This is a genomic window from Limnothrix sp. HT2024, from assembly GCF_059138625.1.
This window is the reverse complement of the sequence record NZ_CM181121.1, coordinates 2,295,688-2,312,363: the sequence shown is the minus strand read 5'-3', so window position 1 is coordinate 2,312,363 and position 16,676 is coordinate 2,295,688. Positions and strand designations below refer to the sequence as shown.

At 51.2% G+C, this 16,676-nt stretch carries 9 protein-coding genes; 6 read left to right on the top strand and 3 right to left on the bottom strand.

The features are described 5' to 3' along the window. The first annotated feature begins 313 nt into the window (after positions 1-313). The gene (locus AC2IAX_RS09180; protein WP_494387255.1) at positions 314-5,788 is read left to right on the top strand and encodes a trifunctional serine/threonine-protein kinase/ATP-binding protein/sensor histidine kinase; all 5,475 of its coding nucleotides are present in this window, start codon (positions 314-316) and stop codon (positions 5,786-5,788) included. Between the two features lie 32 nt (positions 5,789-5,820). On the opposite strand, the gene AC2IAX_RS09175 is transcribed toward AC2IAX_RS09180, so the two are convergent. Both AC2IAX_RS09175 and plsX read right to left on the bottom strand, forming a co-directional pair. Beyond that, the gene (locus AC2IAX_RS09175; RefSeq protein ID WP_494387254.1) at positions 5,821-6,843 is read right to left on the bottom strand and encodes a beta-ketoacyl-ACP synthase III; all 1,023 of its coding nucleotides are present in this window, start codon (positions 6,841-6,843) and stop codon (positions 5,821-5,823) included. Then, complete coding sequence (gene plsX / locus AC2IAX_RS09170; RefSeq protein ID WP_494387253.1) at positions 6,843-7,880, bottom strand: phosphate acyltransferase PlsX; 1,038 nt, start codon at positions 7,878-7,880, stop codon at positions 6,843-6,845. The genes AC2IAX_RS09175 and plsX overlap by 1 nt, the downstream gene beginning before the upstream one ends. A gap of 942 nt (positions 7,881-8,822) precedes the next feature. Between plsX and AC2IAX_RS09165 the strand changes: the two genes are divergently transcribed. The 5 genes from AC2IAX_RS09165 to AC2IAX_RS09145 all read left to right on the top strand — a co-directional run bounded on the left by AC2IAX_RS09165 (position 8,823) and on the right by AC2IAX_RS09145 (position 15,669). Beyond that, the gene (locus AC2IAX_RS09165) at positions 8,823-10,676 is read left to right on the top strand and encodes a diguanylate cyclase domain-containing protein (RefSeq protein WP_494387252.1); all 1,854 of its coding nucleotides are present in this window, start codon (positions 8,823-8,825) and stop codon (positions 10,674-10,676) included. 201 nt (positions 10,677-10,877) lie between these two features. Continuing rightward, complete coding sequence (thrS, locus tag AC2IAX_RS09160; RefSeq protein WP_494387251.1) at positions 10,878-12,716, top strand: threonine--tRNA ligase; 1,839 nt, start codon at positions 10,878-10,880, stop codon at positions 12,714-12,716. Between the two features lie 140 nt (positions 12,717-12,856). Further along, on the top strand, positions 12,857-14,197 hold the full coding sequence (locus tag AC2IAX_RS09155; RefSeq protein WP_494387250.1) for an AAA family ATPase: 1,341 nt from the start codon (positions 12,857-12,859) through the stop codon (positions 14,195-14,197). Beyond that, the gene (locus AC2IAX_RS09150) at positions 14,190-14,816 is read left to right on the top strand and encodes a hypothetical protein (protein ID WP_494387249.1); all 627 of its coding nucleotides are present in this window, start codon (positions 14,190-14,192) and stop codon (positions 14,814-14,816) included. Before AC2IAX_RS09155 ends, AC2IAX_RS09150 begins: the two co-directional genes overlap by 8 nt. A 364-nt stretch (positions 14,817-15,180) precedes the next feature. Continuing rightward, positions 15,181-15,669 (top strand): hypothetical protein, encoded by a 489-nt coding sequence (locus AC2IAX_RS09145; protein WP_494387248.1) that lies wholly within the window; start codon positions 15,181-15,183, stop codon positions 15,667-15,669. 340 nt (positions 15,670-16,009) lie between these two features. Here AC2IAX_RS09145 and AC2IAX_RS09140 read toward each other — a convergent pair whose 3' ends face one another. Continuing rightward, positions 16,010-16,408, bottom strand: coding sequence for a bactofilin family protein (locus tag AC2IAX_RS09140; protein WP_099534580.1), 399 nt, complete (start codon positions 16,406-16,408; stop codon positions 16,010-16,012). Positions 16,409-16,676: the final 268 nt, after the last annotated feature.

The window sequence follows — 16,676 nt, the reverse complement described above, 5'->3', positions numbered from 1 at the left end:
TGATCAAAGTTGCCAGGTGTTCGTTAGATCCCTAGATTTTGCAGTTAAAACGCTAAGAAAGTTAAAATCGTAAAATCTATTGACATTCTCAATTGAGAGTCTAATGGATCTTCAGCATTGAAGATCCGTGTGCAACTTCCTGACTCGCTAACCCTAGAATTGTTACTAATCTTGACTCAAATTGCTACCAAAAAGTAATTGAGACCTCCAGAATTATATAAAATAATAAAATATGCAAATGATCCCTCTATCTTAGGAATATTTGTATCTTATTAAACCAGCACTTACGGATAATATACGGAGATATCAAAAAATGTTGGAAAAAAATCAAAATCCTTCCTCATCTATTTCTGTGCCTTTCTCTGATCGTTTTTCTGTTTTTCTGAATTCTCAACTATCGGATTATCAATTCACTGAAGAAATTTATCAAGGTTCTCGAACTGCTGTTTATCGCGGAATTCAATTGTCGTCACAACAGCCCGTTGTGATTAAGATTCTGCAATCAACCTATCCCAGTTTTGAAGAATTATTGCAGTTCCGGAATCAATACACGATCACCCAAACCTTGGACATGCCAGGGATTGTCCGCTCCTATGCCTTAGAAGCTTATGGTAATAGCTATGCATTAATTATGGAGGACTTTGGAGGAATTTCCCTTCGTGAATATGTCAAAGGTCAATCACTGTCCTTGTGCGAAGTCCTGTCCACTGCCCTCCAACTATCCGTTATTTTGGATTACTTGCATCAACAAAAAGTCATTCACAAAGATATTAAGCCCGCAAATATTTTGATTCACCCCTCTTCGGGGCAAATTAAATTAACTGACTTTAGTATTGCTTCTCTATTGCCCCGTGAAGCTCAATATCTTCAGAGTCCAACCAGCTTGGAAGGCACGTTGGCTTATCTGGCTCCTGAACAAACGGGGCGGATGAATCGCGGCATTGACTATCGCAGTGATTTTTATGCCTTGGGTGTGAGCTTATATGAGCTACTGACGGGACAACTGCCATTTCCCACGGCCGACCCAATGGAACTGCTGCATTGCCACTTGGCAAAACAGCCGATCGCCCCTTCAGCACTGAATTCAGAAATTCCACCCGTGATTTCTGCAATTGTGCTGAAATTGATGGCTAAAAATGCCGAAGATCGCTACCAAAGTGCTCGCGGGCTGGGGCATGATTTGCAAGCCTGTTTAGATCAACTGCAAGCACAAAATGCGATTGCCGATTTTGATCTAGGTACAAGGGATCTCAGTGATTATTTCTTAATTCCTGAAAAGCTCTACGGCCGTGAGCTGGAAGTGCAAACCCTGCTCGATGCGTTTGAGCGAGTTCAGCAGGGATCAACGGAGTTGATGTTGGTTGCAGGGTTTTCCGGCATTGGTAAAACAGCCGTCATCAATGAAATTCATAAACCGGTTACACGTCAAAAGGGATACTTCATTAAAGGGAAATTTGATCAATTTAATCGAAATATTCCGCTGTCAGCATTTGTGCAGGCTTTTCAAAGCCTGACTGGTCAATTGCTCTCGGAATCTGATCAGCAACTACAAAACTGGAAATCAAAAATTCTGGAAGCGTTGGGCAGCCAAGCACAGGTTTTGCTGGAAGTTATTCCAGGGCTAGAGCACATTATCGGCTCACAACCCCCTGCGCCGGAACTGTCGGGAACGGCTGCTCAAAACCGCTTTAACTTACTATTTCAGAAGTTCATCCAAGTTTTCACAACTGCTGAACATCCCCTCGTTATTTTTCTAGATGACCTGCAATGGGCAGATCCAGCCTCCTTGCAATTACTGAAAGTCTTGATGAAAGACCAAGGATATTTATTGATGTTGGGGGCCTACCGAGATAACGAAGTTTCAGTAGCTCATCCCTTAGTTCTGACCCTTCAAGAATTGGAGCAATCTCAAGCAACGGCTAATACAATTACACTTGGGCCACTGACGACCCAGCATCTGAACCAGTTGATTGCAGATACCTTCCATTGCTTGCCAGAGTTGGCATTGCCATTAACTAAGCTGGTTCATCAAAAAACCCAGGGCAATCCTTTTTTTACAACGCAATTTTTGAGAACGCTTCATGAAGAGGGTCATATTACCTTTAATGCCAGTTACTGTCATTGGGAATGTGATCTAACACAAATTAATATCCTGGCTCTGGCGGATGATGTGGTGGAGTTTATGGCAGTGCGACTGCAAAAACTACCGATTTCAACCCAGCAAGGCTTAAAGTTGGCGGCCTGTGTTGGCAACCAATTTGACTTAGAAACATTGGCAGTGATTGCAGAGCAGTCCTTGGCGGAAGCAGCCGCTGCGCTTTGGCGAGCGCTTCAGGAAGGGATGATTGTGCCAGTGAATCAAGCCTATAAGCTTTTTCAAGCAGAGGTCACTGCTCAGGGCGATCGCACCTATGACTTGAATCCAACCTATCGATTTCTGCACGATCGAATTCAGCAAGCTGCCTATTCATTAATTTCGGAAACGGAGCGACCTGCTCTTCATTATCGAATTGGCCGGCTCTTAGTCCAGCACTTTACCCAAAATGATCAGGAAGATCGAATTTTTGAGATTGTTAATCATCTCAATTTGGGTCGTGACCTAATTACGAATAATCTTGATCGGCGTGAGCTAGTTTGTCTCAATTTACAGGCAGGTCGCAAAGCAATTGTATCGGCAGCTTATAGGGCCGCTTTAGACTATTTGAATCAGGGCATTAATTTGTTGCCAGAAGATGCTTGGCAACAAGATTATGATCTGACTCTTGATTTACATCAACAACGCTTAGAAGCAGCCTACTTCAACACAGAGTTTGAGCAGCTAAAAACGTGGGGTAAAGTGATTTTGCAGCACAGCGCCTCAGTGTTGGATCAAATTAAAGTCTATGAAACCCAAATGTTGGTTTTGCAGGCGCAGAGCGAGTTTGCGCAAGTGATTGATTTAGGGTTGCAGGTTTTGCGACAACTGGGGATTGAATTTCCCTTGCAGCCAACACCCGCAGAAATTGATGCAGCTTACGAGCGATCGCGCCAGTCCTGGGAAGCTCAAGATCCGTTGAGTTTGCTGGATTTGCCACCGATGGAAGATCCAAAACTCTTAGCCGCCATGCAGATTTTGACAAATTTGTCGCACTCCGCATGTATGGCAGCTCCGGCTCTATTGCCGCTACTAATTTTTAAACAAATTGACCTTTCAATTCATCATGGAAACTGTGCGGTTTCCGTGGTTTCCTATGCAGATTATGGAATGGTTCTTTGCGGAATCATGAATGATATTCCCGCAGGATATCAATTTGCGCAGCTTTCGCTGGCACTCCTGGAAAAATTGCAAGCTAATGCGTTTAAAAGTCGAGTTTATTTGGTTGTGAATACCTTTGCTCGTCACTGGTGCGAGCCTCTGCAAGAGGTGACTCCAGCTTTGCTGGAGGGTTGCCGAAGTGGCTTGGAAAGTGGCGATTGGGAATGTGTGGCTCTGAATTTATTTACCTACGCTAATCACCAATATTGGAGTGGGCGAGAACTCCTGGGCTTGGCTGAGGAACTGCTGACCCATGAAACTGTAATTGCACAAGTTAAACAGCAAGCAGCTTTACGGGCCCATCAGTCTTATTTACAAGCGGTGTTGAATCTGCTTGGCAGATCGACCGTTCCCTATCGGTTACAGGGAGATGTTTTTGATCTGGAGCAATTGGCTCCCTCTCTCAAGACTGGGAACGATCGAGCCTCTCTGTTTAGTGGATATCTGCATCAAATCTTCCTTTACTACCTATTTGAAAAATATGACGAAGCAACAGAGTTGATTCCAATGGTTCAAGAGTATGAGGATGCGGGAATTGGCTTCTTTTTGATGTCAACTTGGGTGCTTTACCAAGCGTTGATTCAAATTCAACGGTATCCTTCGGCAACACCCTCCGAACAGGTGATGATTCGGGAATTGGTGCAAGTGGCCCAAGATCACCTCCATCAATGGGCAGTTTATGCACCCGAGAACCAAGCTCATCGTTGGCAATTAGTGGCGGCGGAAGTTAATCGGGTTTTGGGTCAAAGAACTGAGGCGATCGAGGCCTATGACTGTGCGATCGCGGATGCTAAAAAAAGTGGTTTTTCCCATGAAGAGGCACTTGCCAATGAGCTAGCAGCAAAGTTCTACCTCCAGTGGGGTAAAGAGAAGGTGGCAGCCGGTTACATGCAAGAGGCCTATTATGGCTATGCCCGTTGGGGGGCTAAGGCAAAAACTGAAGATTTGGAGCGACGCTATCCGCAGTTGTTGAGTCCAATTTTGCGCGCACCCGTACCAGCTTTTAATCCTTTAGAAACGCTGGCAGCGGCCACGATTCCGCAGGCGCTTCGAACCTCCGCCCATTACACTTCTCCAGGCCATGGGAGTGGCACGCCCAGTTCTTCCACGTCTGGTGTGAATGAAATGTTGGATTTGGCGGCGGTGATTCGCACCTCTCAGACCTTGGCGAGCACGATTCAATTGGATGACCTGCTGCGGCAACTGACGCAAATTGTTTTGCAGTGTTCTGGCGGTGATCGCTGTGCCTTGGTGGCTGCTGGGGGTGAAGGTAGGTGGCTGGTGCGGGCGATCGCGCGGCCAGAATCCGTGGAAGTTTGCACAGAACCTTTGGAAACCTGCACGGTTTTGCCGGTGCAGTTAGTGCAGTACGTTAAAAATACTGAAACAATGGTGATGATTGATCAGGGCCAAACCAGCCTGCCGATCACAGATCAATATTTGCTTCAGGAAGCACCTAAAAGTGTGTTGTGCTTGCCGATTTTGAGCCAATCGCAGTTGGTGGCAATTTTATATTTAGAAAATAGTGCGGTGGCGAATGTTTTTACGAACGATCGCCTCTTGGTCTTGAATTTTCTCTGCGCTCAGGCTGCGATTTCCCTTGAAAATTCACGACTGTATCAGCAAGCCCAGACCTATGCCCATCAGCTTGAGCAGTCTCAGTTGCAGGTGGTGCAAAGTGAAAAGATGGCCTCACTAGGGAATTTGGTTGCTGGTGTGGCCCACGAAATTAATAACCCGATCGGCTTCCTCAATGGCAGTATTCAAAATCTTCAGGATTCTATCCAAGATTTGATGGGCCATCTGGGGCTTTACCAGCAATATTATCCCAACCCTGAACCGGCAATTGAAAGCCATGCGAAAGCGATCGAACTGGACTTTTTGAATGAAGATTTACCAACGCTTTTGCAGTCTATGCAGTTGGCAACCGATCGAATCAAAGGAATTAGTAACAGCTTGCGAACTTTCTCGAGGGCAGATACCCAATATAAAATTCAGGCTAATCTTCACGAAGGGATTGATAGCACACTGCTGATTCTGAAGTATCGATTGAAAGCCAATGAATATCGCCCGGCAATTCAAGTTATTCAAGACTATGGAGATGTGCCCCCGATCGATTGTTTTCCAGGGCAACTGAATCAGGTGTTTATGAATTTGCTGGCTAATGCGATCGATATGTTTGATGAGTTGACTCAAGGATCATCCTTTGAGCATTGGGTTGCCCATCCCCAGCAAATTACAATCTGCACCAGGGTTGTGGATCAACAGGTGCAAATTGCCATTCGGGACAATGGCAAGGGCATGAGCGAAGCGGTGCGATCGAATATTTTTGACCACGCCTTCACGACGAAGGCCGTGGGCAAGGGCACTGGCTTGGGATTAGCGATCGCCCGCCAAATTGTGGTGGATAAACACGGAGGGAGTTTGGAGGTGCGATCGGAAATTGGCCAAGGCGCAGAGTTTATGATCCGCTTGCCGATTCATGGGGATTAGGCTGCGGGTCGGTGTCGGTTGGGCTGAGATGATCAACGGCCCCAGCGGACGATGACAGCCCCCCAGGACAAACCGGCCCCAAATCCGGCGAGCGCGAGGGTTTGGCCAGAATGAATTCGGCCGTCCCGTACTGCTTCATCAAGGGCGATCGGGATGGAGGCGGCAGAGGTGTTGCCGTAGCGCTCCAAATTGCTAATGGTTTTTTCGTGGGGTAAACCAAGACGATCGGCCACCGCATCGATGATTCGTTGATTTGCTTGGTGCAACAGCAGCCAATCTACCTGCTCAATCGACCGCTCCGCCCGATGCAAGGCCTTCTCGATCGCCTCGGGAACCCGCTTAACGGCAAAACGATAGACTTCCTGACCGTTCATGGTGATCGGCTGAAAATTGCCTTGGCCCACCACGGTTCCGTTTTTCAGGGGCTGCTCGATCGTTTCCCCCGCCAGGTTCAGCACATGGTTCATGGATCCATCGCTACGTAGCTCGAACCCTAGCAAGGCATCGCTGGCGGTAGGCTGCTCCTGTAGGTCGATCGCCTGCAACACCACAGCCCCAGCCCCGTCGCCAAACAGAATGCAAGTGCCCCGATCGCTCCAATTCACCCAACGAGAGAGCACATCGGCCCCAATCAGCAGCACATTGCGATAGACACCCGATCGCAAAAACTGAGCCGCCGTCACCAAGCCAAACGCAAACCCCGAGCAAGCCGCCGTCAAATCCATGGCCACCGCGTGGCTCGCCCCGATCGCCCCTTGGATGGCCCCAGCACTCCCGAACAAATCATCGGGCGTGGAGGTAGCCAGCAGAATCAAATCCAAATCAACCGCCTGGAGATCCGCCATCGCCAACGCCCGCTGAGCAGCCTTTGCGGCCAACGGCGTGAGGGATTCCTGCGGTTGCGCCAAACGCCGTTGACGGATTCCCGTCCGCGTGGCAATCCACTCGTCGGAGGTTTCAACCAACTGCTCTAGGGCAAGGTTGTCTAAAATTCCATCCGGCAAAGCTGAACCGCTGCCAATGAGGGCGATTCCAAAGGGCGATCGCGTTTGCATTAATTCTCCGAAGCAACAGCCTGCTGCACGCTTTGTTGATACTGGGCTTGGATTCGCTCAATCACATGGGACTCCACAGCCGCCTTGGCGAGGCGGATAGCCCCAAAGGCTGAAGGGGCCCGCGAGCTGCCATGGCCAATAATGCAAACCCCGTTCACGCCCAGCAACAAACCGCCCCCATGCTCCGCATGATCGACCCGTTGCTTAATGCGCTTCAGGTTGTGCTTCAACACCGTGACCCCAATCTTGCCGCGTGTGCCCTTGGGTAGCTCCTCCTTCACCACCTGAAGCATCGCGCTGCCTACAGCTTCCGCGAACTTCAGCAGTACGTTGCCCACAAAGCCATCACAAACAGCCACATCGAACTGACCCGAGAGGATATCGCGCCCCTCGGCATTGCCCGCAAAGTGAATGGCGGGATTTTCCGACAGCAACTGATGGGCCCGCAGGGCCAGCTCATTACCTTTACATTCCTCTTCGCCAATGTTGACCAAGCCCACGTTGGGCCGTTCCACCCCCAAAACATGTTGGCTGTAGATGGAACCCATCACGGCAAATTGCTCTAGGAATTTGGGGCGACAGTCCACATTGGCCCCCACATCCAAGATCAAAACTTGCTTGCCGTTGACCTGGGTTGGCAACACGGCCCCGATCGCGGGGCGTTCAATTCCCGGAATTCGTCCCAACCGCAGCAGTGCCGCCGCCATGGACGCGCCCGAGTGCCCCGCCGAAACCACAGCATCGGCTCGGCCTTCCTTGACCAGATTCGTGGCCACATTAATGGAAGAATTGGGTTTGCGGCGCAGGGCGGTTAATGGCTCTTCGTCCATCTCCACCACACCATCGGCGGGCACAATTTCGAGGTTTGAACCAGCATTGTGCTCTTTCAGGCAAGCCTCGATTTTGTGGGGATCACCGACTAGCAGAACCTTAACCCCCAGTTCTTCGCTGGCGCGCACGGCTCCGGCGACGATTTCTTCGGGGGCATAGTCGCCGCCCATTGCGTCAATTGCGATTCGATCCCCAGTTGACCCCATAGAAGCCGAACACGGTAGAAGTCTCCCAAATTTTACCAGACAGGGTGCAAATGGCTGTCGTTTGGCAATTGGGTTTGGCAATTAGGTTGAATCACTGGGCTTGGCAATTGGGTTTGGCGGCTTTTGGGGGGAGCGGCCGATGGCTGCTGGGGAATGGTGAACCCTGTGGGCCGATGCAACCGAGACTCCGGCCCTAAGTTAGAGTTAAGTTCGGGGCCGATCATCGCTTTGGCTTGGGGTTGTTGGCCACCAAACACTGATCACAGCAAGGTTTAGATGAGCACAGCCCTGTGGCCGGTTGTTTGTGGTGCGGGATTGGCTGCCTGCGCTTGTAGCCTAGATTTGCGGTCTACGATTTGCGGTTCTAAGATCGATTGTCTTCATCCATCCGTTTAATCAGTGCCGATCGAGCCACAGCCGAGGGGTAATGGGGCGATCGCCCTGAATGAAACTGGTTGCATCTCCGGTGATCCCCTGTGATCGATCAAGGGAAGATGGCTCACCATCAACTGCATGAGTGATTTCATGACCGATCATGCGTGATGCACTGGGGGAATCGATCGGAACTCAGATCAACGACTGATTGACCCATCATCGATCACAATCAATTTGAGATTCACAGTCCACTTGATCAGTACTCATTGATGAAACTGATCAGACCGATCACGTTAGCTGATCGCTACTGCTCTAATCCATTAAATCCAGTGATTGGGTGAGGGCGATCGGGAGAATCGGGGCGATCGAGGGTGGTCAAGGTGATCGGAAAGTGATCAAATCGACGGCGATCAAGGCGATCAAATTAATGAAATCGATTGACCTAGAGCCATTTGCATGGCGATCAGGCGATCGATGACATTAATGAAATCCGCAATGAAATCCGCAACCCCAATGCTCAAATATCTTGCGCAATCTACTGTCTGAGCCTGTCGGTGGCCAGGATGCATGGAAATTGAAGCGGCTGTTCAACGAACCTTTGCCACAGGCTCAGCGTCTGGATCGGTGGCGGAAGCGGCAAGACGCTGGATGGCTCTGCCCGATAGCGCTGCCCGATCGAGTTGTTTGCTGGTTCTCGAAAGCAATCAGCTTAAGGGCGTGGTCTTGCCTCGGGATCTCTTGCGGGCCCTGGCCACTCAGCCCAGTCGGCTGCTGGGAACCATTGCCCAGGCCGTCCAACCAATCTTGCTCAAGGACTTGGGGCAATGGATTGGCACCATTGAGGGCCTCCGAACCCTGTTGGATCTGTTTACCCGCCAAGGCCTCGATATTTTGCCCGTGGTGGATGGGGGACTGCGGCCCCTAGGGGTGTTGCCGCTGATGGTCGTCTCCCAAGAGCTGATTTTGCGACTGCAACAACAGGCCGATCACCGTGACCTGGCCGAGCAGCAGTTAATGACTGCCTATGCCGAGATGCGGGGCATGTTGGAAGCCTTGCCGGATCTGGTGCTGGAGTTGTCAACGGAGCAGGCCCATGTGCGGGTGATGCCCACCCAGTTGGCCCAGGTGTCGAATCATGGGGGTGAGCTAATTAATCAGATGGTGGAGATTCTGACGGATTCCACCCGATCGGGCCCTTGGTTGGCCGCCGCGCGGGAAGCCATTCGGCAACAGCGTTCCCTGTCCTTGGAATATTCCCTGCGGCTGGGGGAGCAGGAGGCTTGGTTTATCGCCAACATCGCCCCCACCTCCCACAGCAGCGTGATTTGGGTGGCGCGTGATATCAGCGATCGCAAACGGGCCGAGCGGGCCCTGGCCGAAGCCAATGTCCAACTCAAGGCTTGGATTGATACCCTAGAGCGCCGCAACCAGGAGTTGAAACTGCTGGGCGATCTCAGCGGCCTGCTGCAAACTTGCCTGAGCATCGCTGAGGCGGGCCGTGCCTTGCCCAGTGTGTTGATGGCTTTGTTTCCGCGCTGTAGTGGAGGGGTGTTTTTATACGACGACAGCAAGGGCGTATTTTCCCTGATCAGCCAGTGGGGCGATAGTTTCTCCAGCCAATCGACCTTTGCCTTTCGCCATTGCTGGGCCCTGCGGCGTGGGCGATCACACCGAGTGGAAGCGGGGCCGCAAAACCTGCGCTGTCAGCACGCCTTTGAGGGGTTCATTGGCGAATCTCTCTGTATGCCTTTGGTGGGGCGGGGGCAAACCTTGGGCCTGTTGCACCTTTGCACCCAGCCCAATCAGCGTTTGATTTCCGAATACCAACCCATGGCCACGGCCGTGGCGGAGCACTTGGGCTTGGCCTTGTCTGATATGCAATCGCGCCAAAAACATAACCTGGTGACGCTTCAAGATGAGGATGCACAACTGTTTAATCGGCAATATTTAGAGCAGCGGCTTCAGCGCGACTTGTTAAATATGGCCCGTGCCCAGCAACCCTTGAGTTTGTTGGCGATCGCCCTGGATGGGTTGGCTGTGGCGGAGCGTCTTTCGGGCCAAGATACCAGCCGATATCTGTTGCAACGGGTGGTGATGCGGTTGCGCAACCATATTTCTGAGTTGGAAGCCCTGGGGCGCTACGGCAAATATGACTTGGTGCTGTTGCTGCCCAACACGGAGATTGAGGAAGCCTGTCGCCGAGCGGAGCGGTTGCGCCAACTGTTGTCGTCGTTGGATGCGTCCCTGCTGGAGTTTGCGCCCCAAGGAATTGGCGTGGCGATCGGGATTGCCAGTTTCCCAGACCATGGCCGCACGGCGGCTGAGTTATTGCACCGGGCAGACGTGGCCCTGTATCGGGCCCGATCGGGCAAGGGTAACGGGATTGTGCCCTATAGTTTGCCCGACAGCGATCGCGCCTAGATCGTCCATTCCCGCTCATCGTCCTGATTTCGGCCCTGAGCATCCGGTTCTAGACCGCTACCCGATCGCCGGCCTCGTTAAGATAGAAGGCCCCAAGCGGCGGTTCGCGAACCAAAAGTCGGGCCCTGTCGTCAATTGGCGTTAGAGTAGCCACAATGCGCGATCGACCGTCGCTTTCTACTGTTGTTGAGTTTCGTTGGTATGGTTCAGCAATTGCCCGATCGTCCCCTGCCCGCCGCCGACCAGGTTGATAAAATCACCCTGCCGAAAACTAGCGAATCGGAAACGCTGAAGAAAATTCGCCACACCACTTCCCATGTGATGGCCATGGCGGTGCAGCGCTTGTTTCCCAAGGCCCAAGTGACGATCGGCCCCTGGATCGAAAACGGCTTTTACTACGATTTTGATAGCCCTGAACCCTTCAGTGAAGAGGCGTTGAAGGCGATCAAAAAGGAGATGATCAAAATCATCAACAAAAAGCTGCCGGTGATTCGCGAAGAGGTGTCCCGCGAGGAAGCCAAGCGCCGAATTGAGGCGATCGGGGAACCCTACAAGCTGGAAATCCTCGACGACATCAAAACCGAGCCGATCACGATCTATCACCTGGGCGATCAATGGTGGGATCTTTGCGCCGGGCCCCACCTGGAAAACACCTCGGAAATTAACCCCAAGGCGATCGAACTGGAAACCGTGGCCGGAGCCTATTGGCGCGGTGATGCCACCAAGGCCCAGCTCCAACGGATCTATGGCACGGCCTGGGAAAGCCCCGAGCAACTGACGGAATATAAGCGCCGCAAGGAAGAAGCCCTCAAGCGCGATCACCGCAAACTGGGCAAAGACCTGGGGCTGTTTATCTTTGCCGATCCCGTCGGGCCCGGCTTGCCCCTCTGGACTCCCAAGGGCACGATGCTGCGATCGATCCTGGAGGACTTCCTCAAAGGCGAACAGGTGAAACGTGGCTACTTGCCCGTGGTCACGCCCCACATTGCCCGGGTGGATTTGTTCAAAACCTCCGGCCACTGGCAAAAATACAAGGAAGACATGTTCCCGATGATGGCCGAGTCGCCGGACGAGGCGGCCGCCGAATTGGGCTTTGTGCTGAAGCCGATGAACTGCCCCTTCCACATCCAAATCTTTAAGAGCCAGTTGCGATCGTACCGAGAGCTGCCGATGCGCCTGGCGGAATTTGGCACAGTCTATCGCTACGAGCAGTCCGGCGAGCTGGGCGGCCTAACAAGGGTACGCGGCTTCACGGTGGATGACTCCCACCTATTCGTGGCTCCCGAGCAACTCGACGCGGAATTTCTGAAGGTGGTGGATCTGATCCTGACGGTGTTCAGGGCGCTGCAACTGAAAAACTTCAAAGCGCGCCTTAGCTTCCGCGATCCCGACTCCGACAAGTACATCGGCTCCGATGAGGCCTGGAACAAGGCCCAAAACGCCATTCGATCGGCCGTACAAACTCTGGGCATGAGTTCCTTTGAAGCCCCCGGCGAAGCCGCCTTCTACGGGCCCAAGCTGGACTTTATTTTCCAAGATGCCCTGGAGCGCGAGTGGCAACTGGGGACGGTGCAGGTGGATTACAACCTGCCGGAGCGCTTTGATTTGGAATATGTGGCGGCCGATGGCAGCCGCCAGCGGCCGGTGATGATTCACCGGGCCCCCTTCGGCTCGATCGAGCGGCTGGTGGGCATCCTGATCGAAGAATATGCCGGAGATTTCCCCTTCTGGTTGGCTCCGGAGCAAATTCGGCTGTTGCCCGTGGGCGACAACTTCCGCGACTATGCCGATCAAGTGGTGACGCAGTTGCAGTTGGCGGGCATTCGCGCCACGGTGGATGGTTCGGGCGATCGGCTGGGCAAAATTGTCCGCAACGCCGAAAAGGAAAAAATCCCCGTGATGGCCGTGGTCGGCGAAAAGGAGCTGGAAACCAACAGCCTCAGCCTTCGCACCCGGGCTGACGGCGACTTGGGATCGGTGACGGTGGCCACCACGATCGAACGGGCCACGGCCGCCAACCGCGATCGCACCACCTTCTAAGTAGACTTGTGCCCGAGTTGCTAGTCTAGGGCTATTACTGAGGTGTTGTTGGTCTGGATCATGACTTGATTATTGTCTCTCCCAACCAACAACACTGCCCATTTAGTTCAGCAGAGGCTTCACTGACAGGCGCTAATCTCATGAATTCCTCGCAAACAGCTCAGGTGTCAAAACCTCAACCAGGATTTGGCATTAGTCGAATTGCTATTCAAGGCTACAAGTCAATCGACAATCAATGTTCTATTGATTTGGGTTATCTAACTGTTTTAGCCGGATCTAATAGCTCCGGAAAATCGAGTTTGTTGCAACCGCTCTTAATTCTTAAACAAACTCTGGAATCTCAGTTTAATCCTGGAAGTTTGCTCATTAACGGCGGTTCTGTCAAACTGACTGCGGTGAATCAAATTCGTCCCCTGTCTAATTCAAACAAATCTTCTAACTTAATTATTGAAATTGGATTATCTTCAGGAAGGTTCGCACGACTTAGATTTTCCAAAATTCCCAAAAAGCTAGGATTACAAGTCACCGGCTCTGATTATCTAATAGGAGAGCAAGAGATCTCTCTCAGCAAAAGCCTATCTCGTGAAGATCTATTAAATTTAGTTCGACAACAACTGAAAAACAGTCCTCTTCCTCCAAACCTATATGAGCAATATACAGATAACCCTCTCATCGAAAAAAGCTGCTTTCTTGATTTAGCTTTAAGGGACAATGGCTTTTCAATTTCCTTTAGCCTGTCTGATCAGTATGCGAAGGAAATACGTCGAATCATTCATGTTCCAGGCATTCGGGGAAATCCGGAAAGGGCGTACGAAAAAACAGCTATTGGGCCAGAGTTTACTGGTGTTTTTGATAAGTACGTAGCCAGTGTGGTTCTGTCCTGGAAAACGGAAGATAAAGAAAGGTTTCGGCAATTAACTTGGGATCTTAATGAATTAGGTTTGACTTGGAAGATTGATGCTAAACAAGTGGATGACTCACAGCTTGAGTTACGAGTTGGTCGCTGTCCTGTCGATGGCTCAAGCAGGAATAAGAAATACAAACCCAGTGATACCGTCAACATTGCAGATGTTGGGTTTGGAGTTTCACAGGTTTTACCTGTCTTGGTAGCATTATTGGTTGCAGAGCCAGGGCAGCTTGTCTATATTGAGCAACCCGAAATTCATTTACATCCCAAAGCACAAGTGGCTTTAGCTAAGCTGTTAGTTCGAGCTGCACTTCGGAAAGTTCGGGTCGTTGTCGAAACCCACAGCTCTATCCTGCTACTAGCAATTCAAGCACTGGTTGCTGAAGGGGAACTACCACCTTCGGACACATACCTTCATTGGGTTAGTCGTAATACCGAAGGCATGACTGAAGTGAGTAGCCAGCAACTTGATGAAACTGGTGCTTTTGGTGACTGGCCCGAAGACTTTGCAGATACTATGTTAGATCTTAATAGTCGCTACCTAGATGCCGTGGAAAACACAATATTTGGCTGAGGACTTATCCAGAAAAATACAAAGAACTGAAATGAGCAAAAAAACTGGAAAGAGCCTAGTAATCGATGCTTGCATTGCGCGATCTGCTAGCGAAACCAATCATCCTATCTCTAGTGCATGTCGAGAATGCCTTAAATCAATTCTGAAACATTCGCACCGCATGGTTATAACAAAAGAAATTTCTCGAGAATGGAGAAAGCATCAATCACCATTTGCTCAAGAGTGGCTCAAGACGATGTTTCAAAGAAAAAGACTTCATAGTCTTAAGCCTTCCCAAGTTGAAAACATAGACGGATTAATGGATTTTATTGACACTTTAGAATTTCAGAAAGAGAGAGAGGATGCTTATAAAGATATACATCTCATAGAAGCAGCCATAGCTTCTGACAAGAGGATTATTTCATCGGATGAGAAAACAGCACGAAAGTTTTTCAGCGCTGCGACTGAGACTGTTCCTATCATTGGAGATATCCTGTGGGCTAACCCAGTGAAGCCTGAAGAATCAGTAGCAGATTGGATCGCTCAAGGCACTCCACTGGAACCCGAGAGAACGCTTAAAGCATTTCGACAACGATCGAAAACTGCCCAAGGCTCAAGCTCGCCTGAGAGAATTGGATAGAGTATTTGTCACTTCCATGTCTATCAGATTTACGATATTGCCCAATTTTCATGAATAATTGTGGCTGGTGAATTTTAATCTTTGTTGTTTTCGCTGTAAGCCAGCTACAAGGGATTTTGGGGTCGGTGACGGTGGCCACCACGATCGAACGGGCCACGGCCGCCAACCGCGATCGCACCAATTTTTAGAGTTCAGGGCAGCGCCAGCCCAGAAAAGCTCTAGCCTAGGGAGGTGGAAACGGCCGACCGTGCCCCTGTCCTCGATCGGGGATGTGCCTAGGTTTCTCATTGCCCCATCCTCGATCGTCCAACGGCTCAATAGTTCCCCATCAAGTCCCCATCACAAGTACCGCTTGAACTTTGCGATGAAACTTCAATCCACAATTGCAGCGATCGCCCTGGGTTTACCGCTGCTGCTGACCCCCACCGCTGCCCAAGCCAACGAATACGATCGCTGTGTGCGCGACCTGCGCGACTCCAACATCAGCCCCGACCTGATCGCTAGCTCCTGTGCCTATGTTCTCCACCCCGAGGATTTGGGCGACTGCGTGGAGCGAATTGACGAAAAAACCACCATCGCAGCGGAAGCGGCCCTCAGAACCTGTCGGCAAGCGCGCCGCCCGATCGACACCGCCAACTGTGTGGTCAGCATCTCGCGGGCCGGAGCCGTTGACGGCAGCGCCGTTTTGGAGCACTGTCGCCGCAGTCTGCTGCCCGAACGGTTTGCCCGCTGTGTTACCACCCTGAATCGCCAGGTGACCAGTGACCTGACCACCGCCATGGGCCAATGCATTGACGGGCGCGATCGCCCCCGTGACATGTATCCCGAATATCCCGGGCGATCGGGCAACTGAGATTGGTGACTGAGATCGTAAAACTGAGGCCGTAAATCAGCGTTTTGGTTGATTTGGGTTCCAGTTGGTTTGGGTTCGATCGGGTTTGGCCCACCTGTCTGTGGCCCTGCCAAGCCCACACCCTCTTCAAGAGAACTGGATCTATCTCCTAGGGTTAAGCCGCAGTCGTTGAGGCTGAACCGCTAACCCCAGGAGATAGACCCAATCCCAGTGATCTCAATTGTGGGCAGGATATTCAATCCTGAAGCCTATTAGGTGTTGGTTGATAGTTTTTGGATGGTTGGTGGATTGTTCACGGCATGGTGCCCCCTCTCACCTTGCCTAGTGCCCTCGGAAATTCCTACTCGCTGCGGCCCACCAATTTGGGAATCGGTGGCGCAACGGGCAACAGGTTGGCATCCTTGGTGACAATGTGGCCCACGTAGAAAGCTCCCGCTTCAATGTTCAGGGCGCTAACCACCACATCCCCCTCCAGGCGTGAGGTGCGCGTTAGGGTCAGACTCCCTTCGGCCACAATACTGGCCTTCACTGTGCCGTGAATGATAATGTTGCCGGCTTTGACCTCGGGCCCTTCGATCGAGCCAGTCGCCGAAATCTCCAAATCCCCATTCACTTCCACCGTGCCCCGCACCGCACCATCAACCCGTAAACCGCCCTGGACTCTTAAGTTTCCTTGAAAATCACTTCCCTCAGCCAGATAGGTCACTGACGGCATTAGTTTTTTGCTACGTCCAAACATCGGTTAACTCCAGAGTCACTATTGCATTGATCCATCCCCGCTTTCCTCCCAGCACGCGGCCTCGCGATCGAGGCCTGCTTCATTTTTCAACTCCTTGAAATTGCTTGAACTCCTTTGCAAGTTTGCTGGGTCATTGACCCAGGTGGTGTTGCCATCAACAACAATTTATACTTCCGATCCTTGTTATTTTTCTGACCTCTTAGTTTTTCCGTTCCCTGCGTTTAAGGCGTGTTACTGATGGTGGCTTGCTCTAGGGGATAGAGTTGTC

Excerpts from the sequence above, each read along its gene's own strand:
- AC2IAX_RS09180 (WP_494387255.1), top strand. The coding sequence starts at position 314 with ATGTTGGAAAAAAATCAAAATCCTTCCTCATCTATTTCTGTGCCTTTC.
- AC2IAX_RS09175 (WP_494387254.1), bottom strand. The coding sequence starts at position 6,843 with ATGCAAACGCGATCGCCCTTTGGAATCGCCCTCATTGGCAGCGGTTCA.
- plsX (WP_494387253.1), bottom strand. The coding sequence starts at position 7,880 with ATGGGGTCAACTGGGGATCGAATCGCAATTGACGCAATGGGCGGCGAC.
- AC2IAX_RS09165 (WP_494387252.1), top strand. The coding sequence starts at position 8,823 with ATGGAAATTGAAGCGGCTGTTCAACGAACCTTTGCCACAGGCTCAGCG.
- thrS (WP_494387251.1), top strand. The coding sequence starts at position 10,878 with ATGGTTCAGCAATTGCCCGATCGTCCCCTGCCCGCCGCCGACCAGGTT.
- AC2IAX_RS09155 (WP_494387250.1), top strand. The coding sequence starts at position 12,857 with ATGAATTCCTCGCAAACAGCTCAGGTGTCAAAACCTCAACCAGGATTT.
- AC2IAX_RS09145 (WP_494387248.1), top strand. The coding sequence starts at position 15,181 with ATGAAACTTCAATCCACAATTGCAGCGATCGCCCTGGGTTTACCGCTG.
- AC2IAX_RS09140 (WP_099534580.1), bottom strand. The coding sequence starts at position 16,408 with ATGTTTGGACGTAGCAAAAAACTAATGCCGTCAGTGACCTATCTGGCT.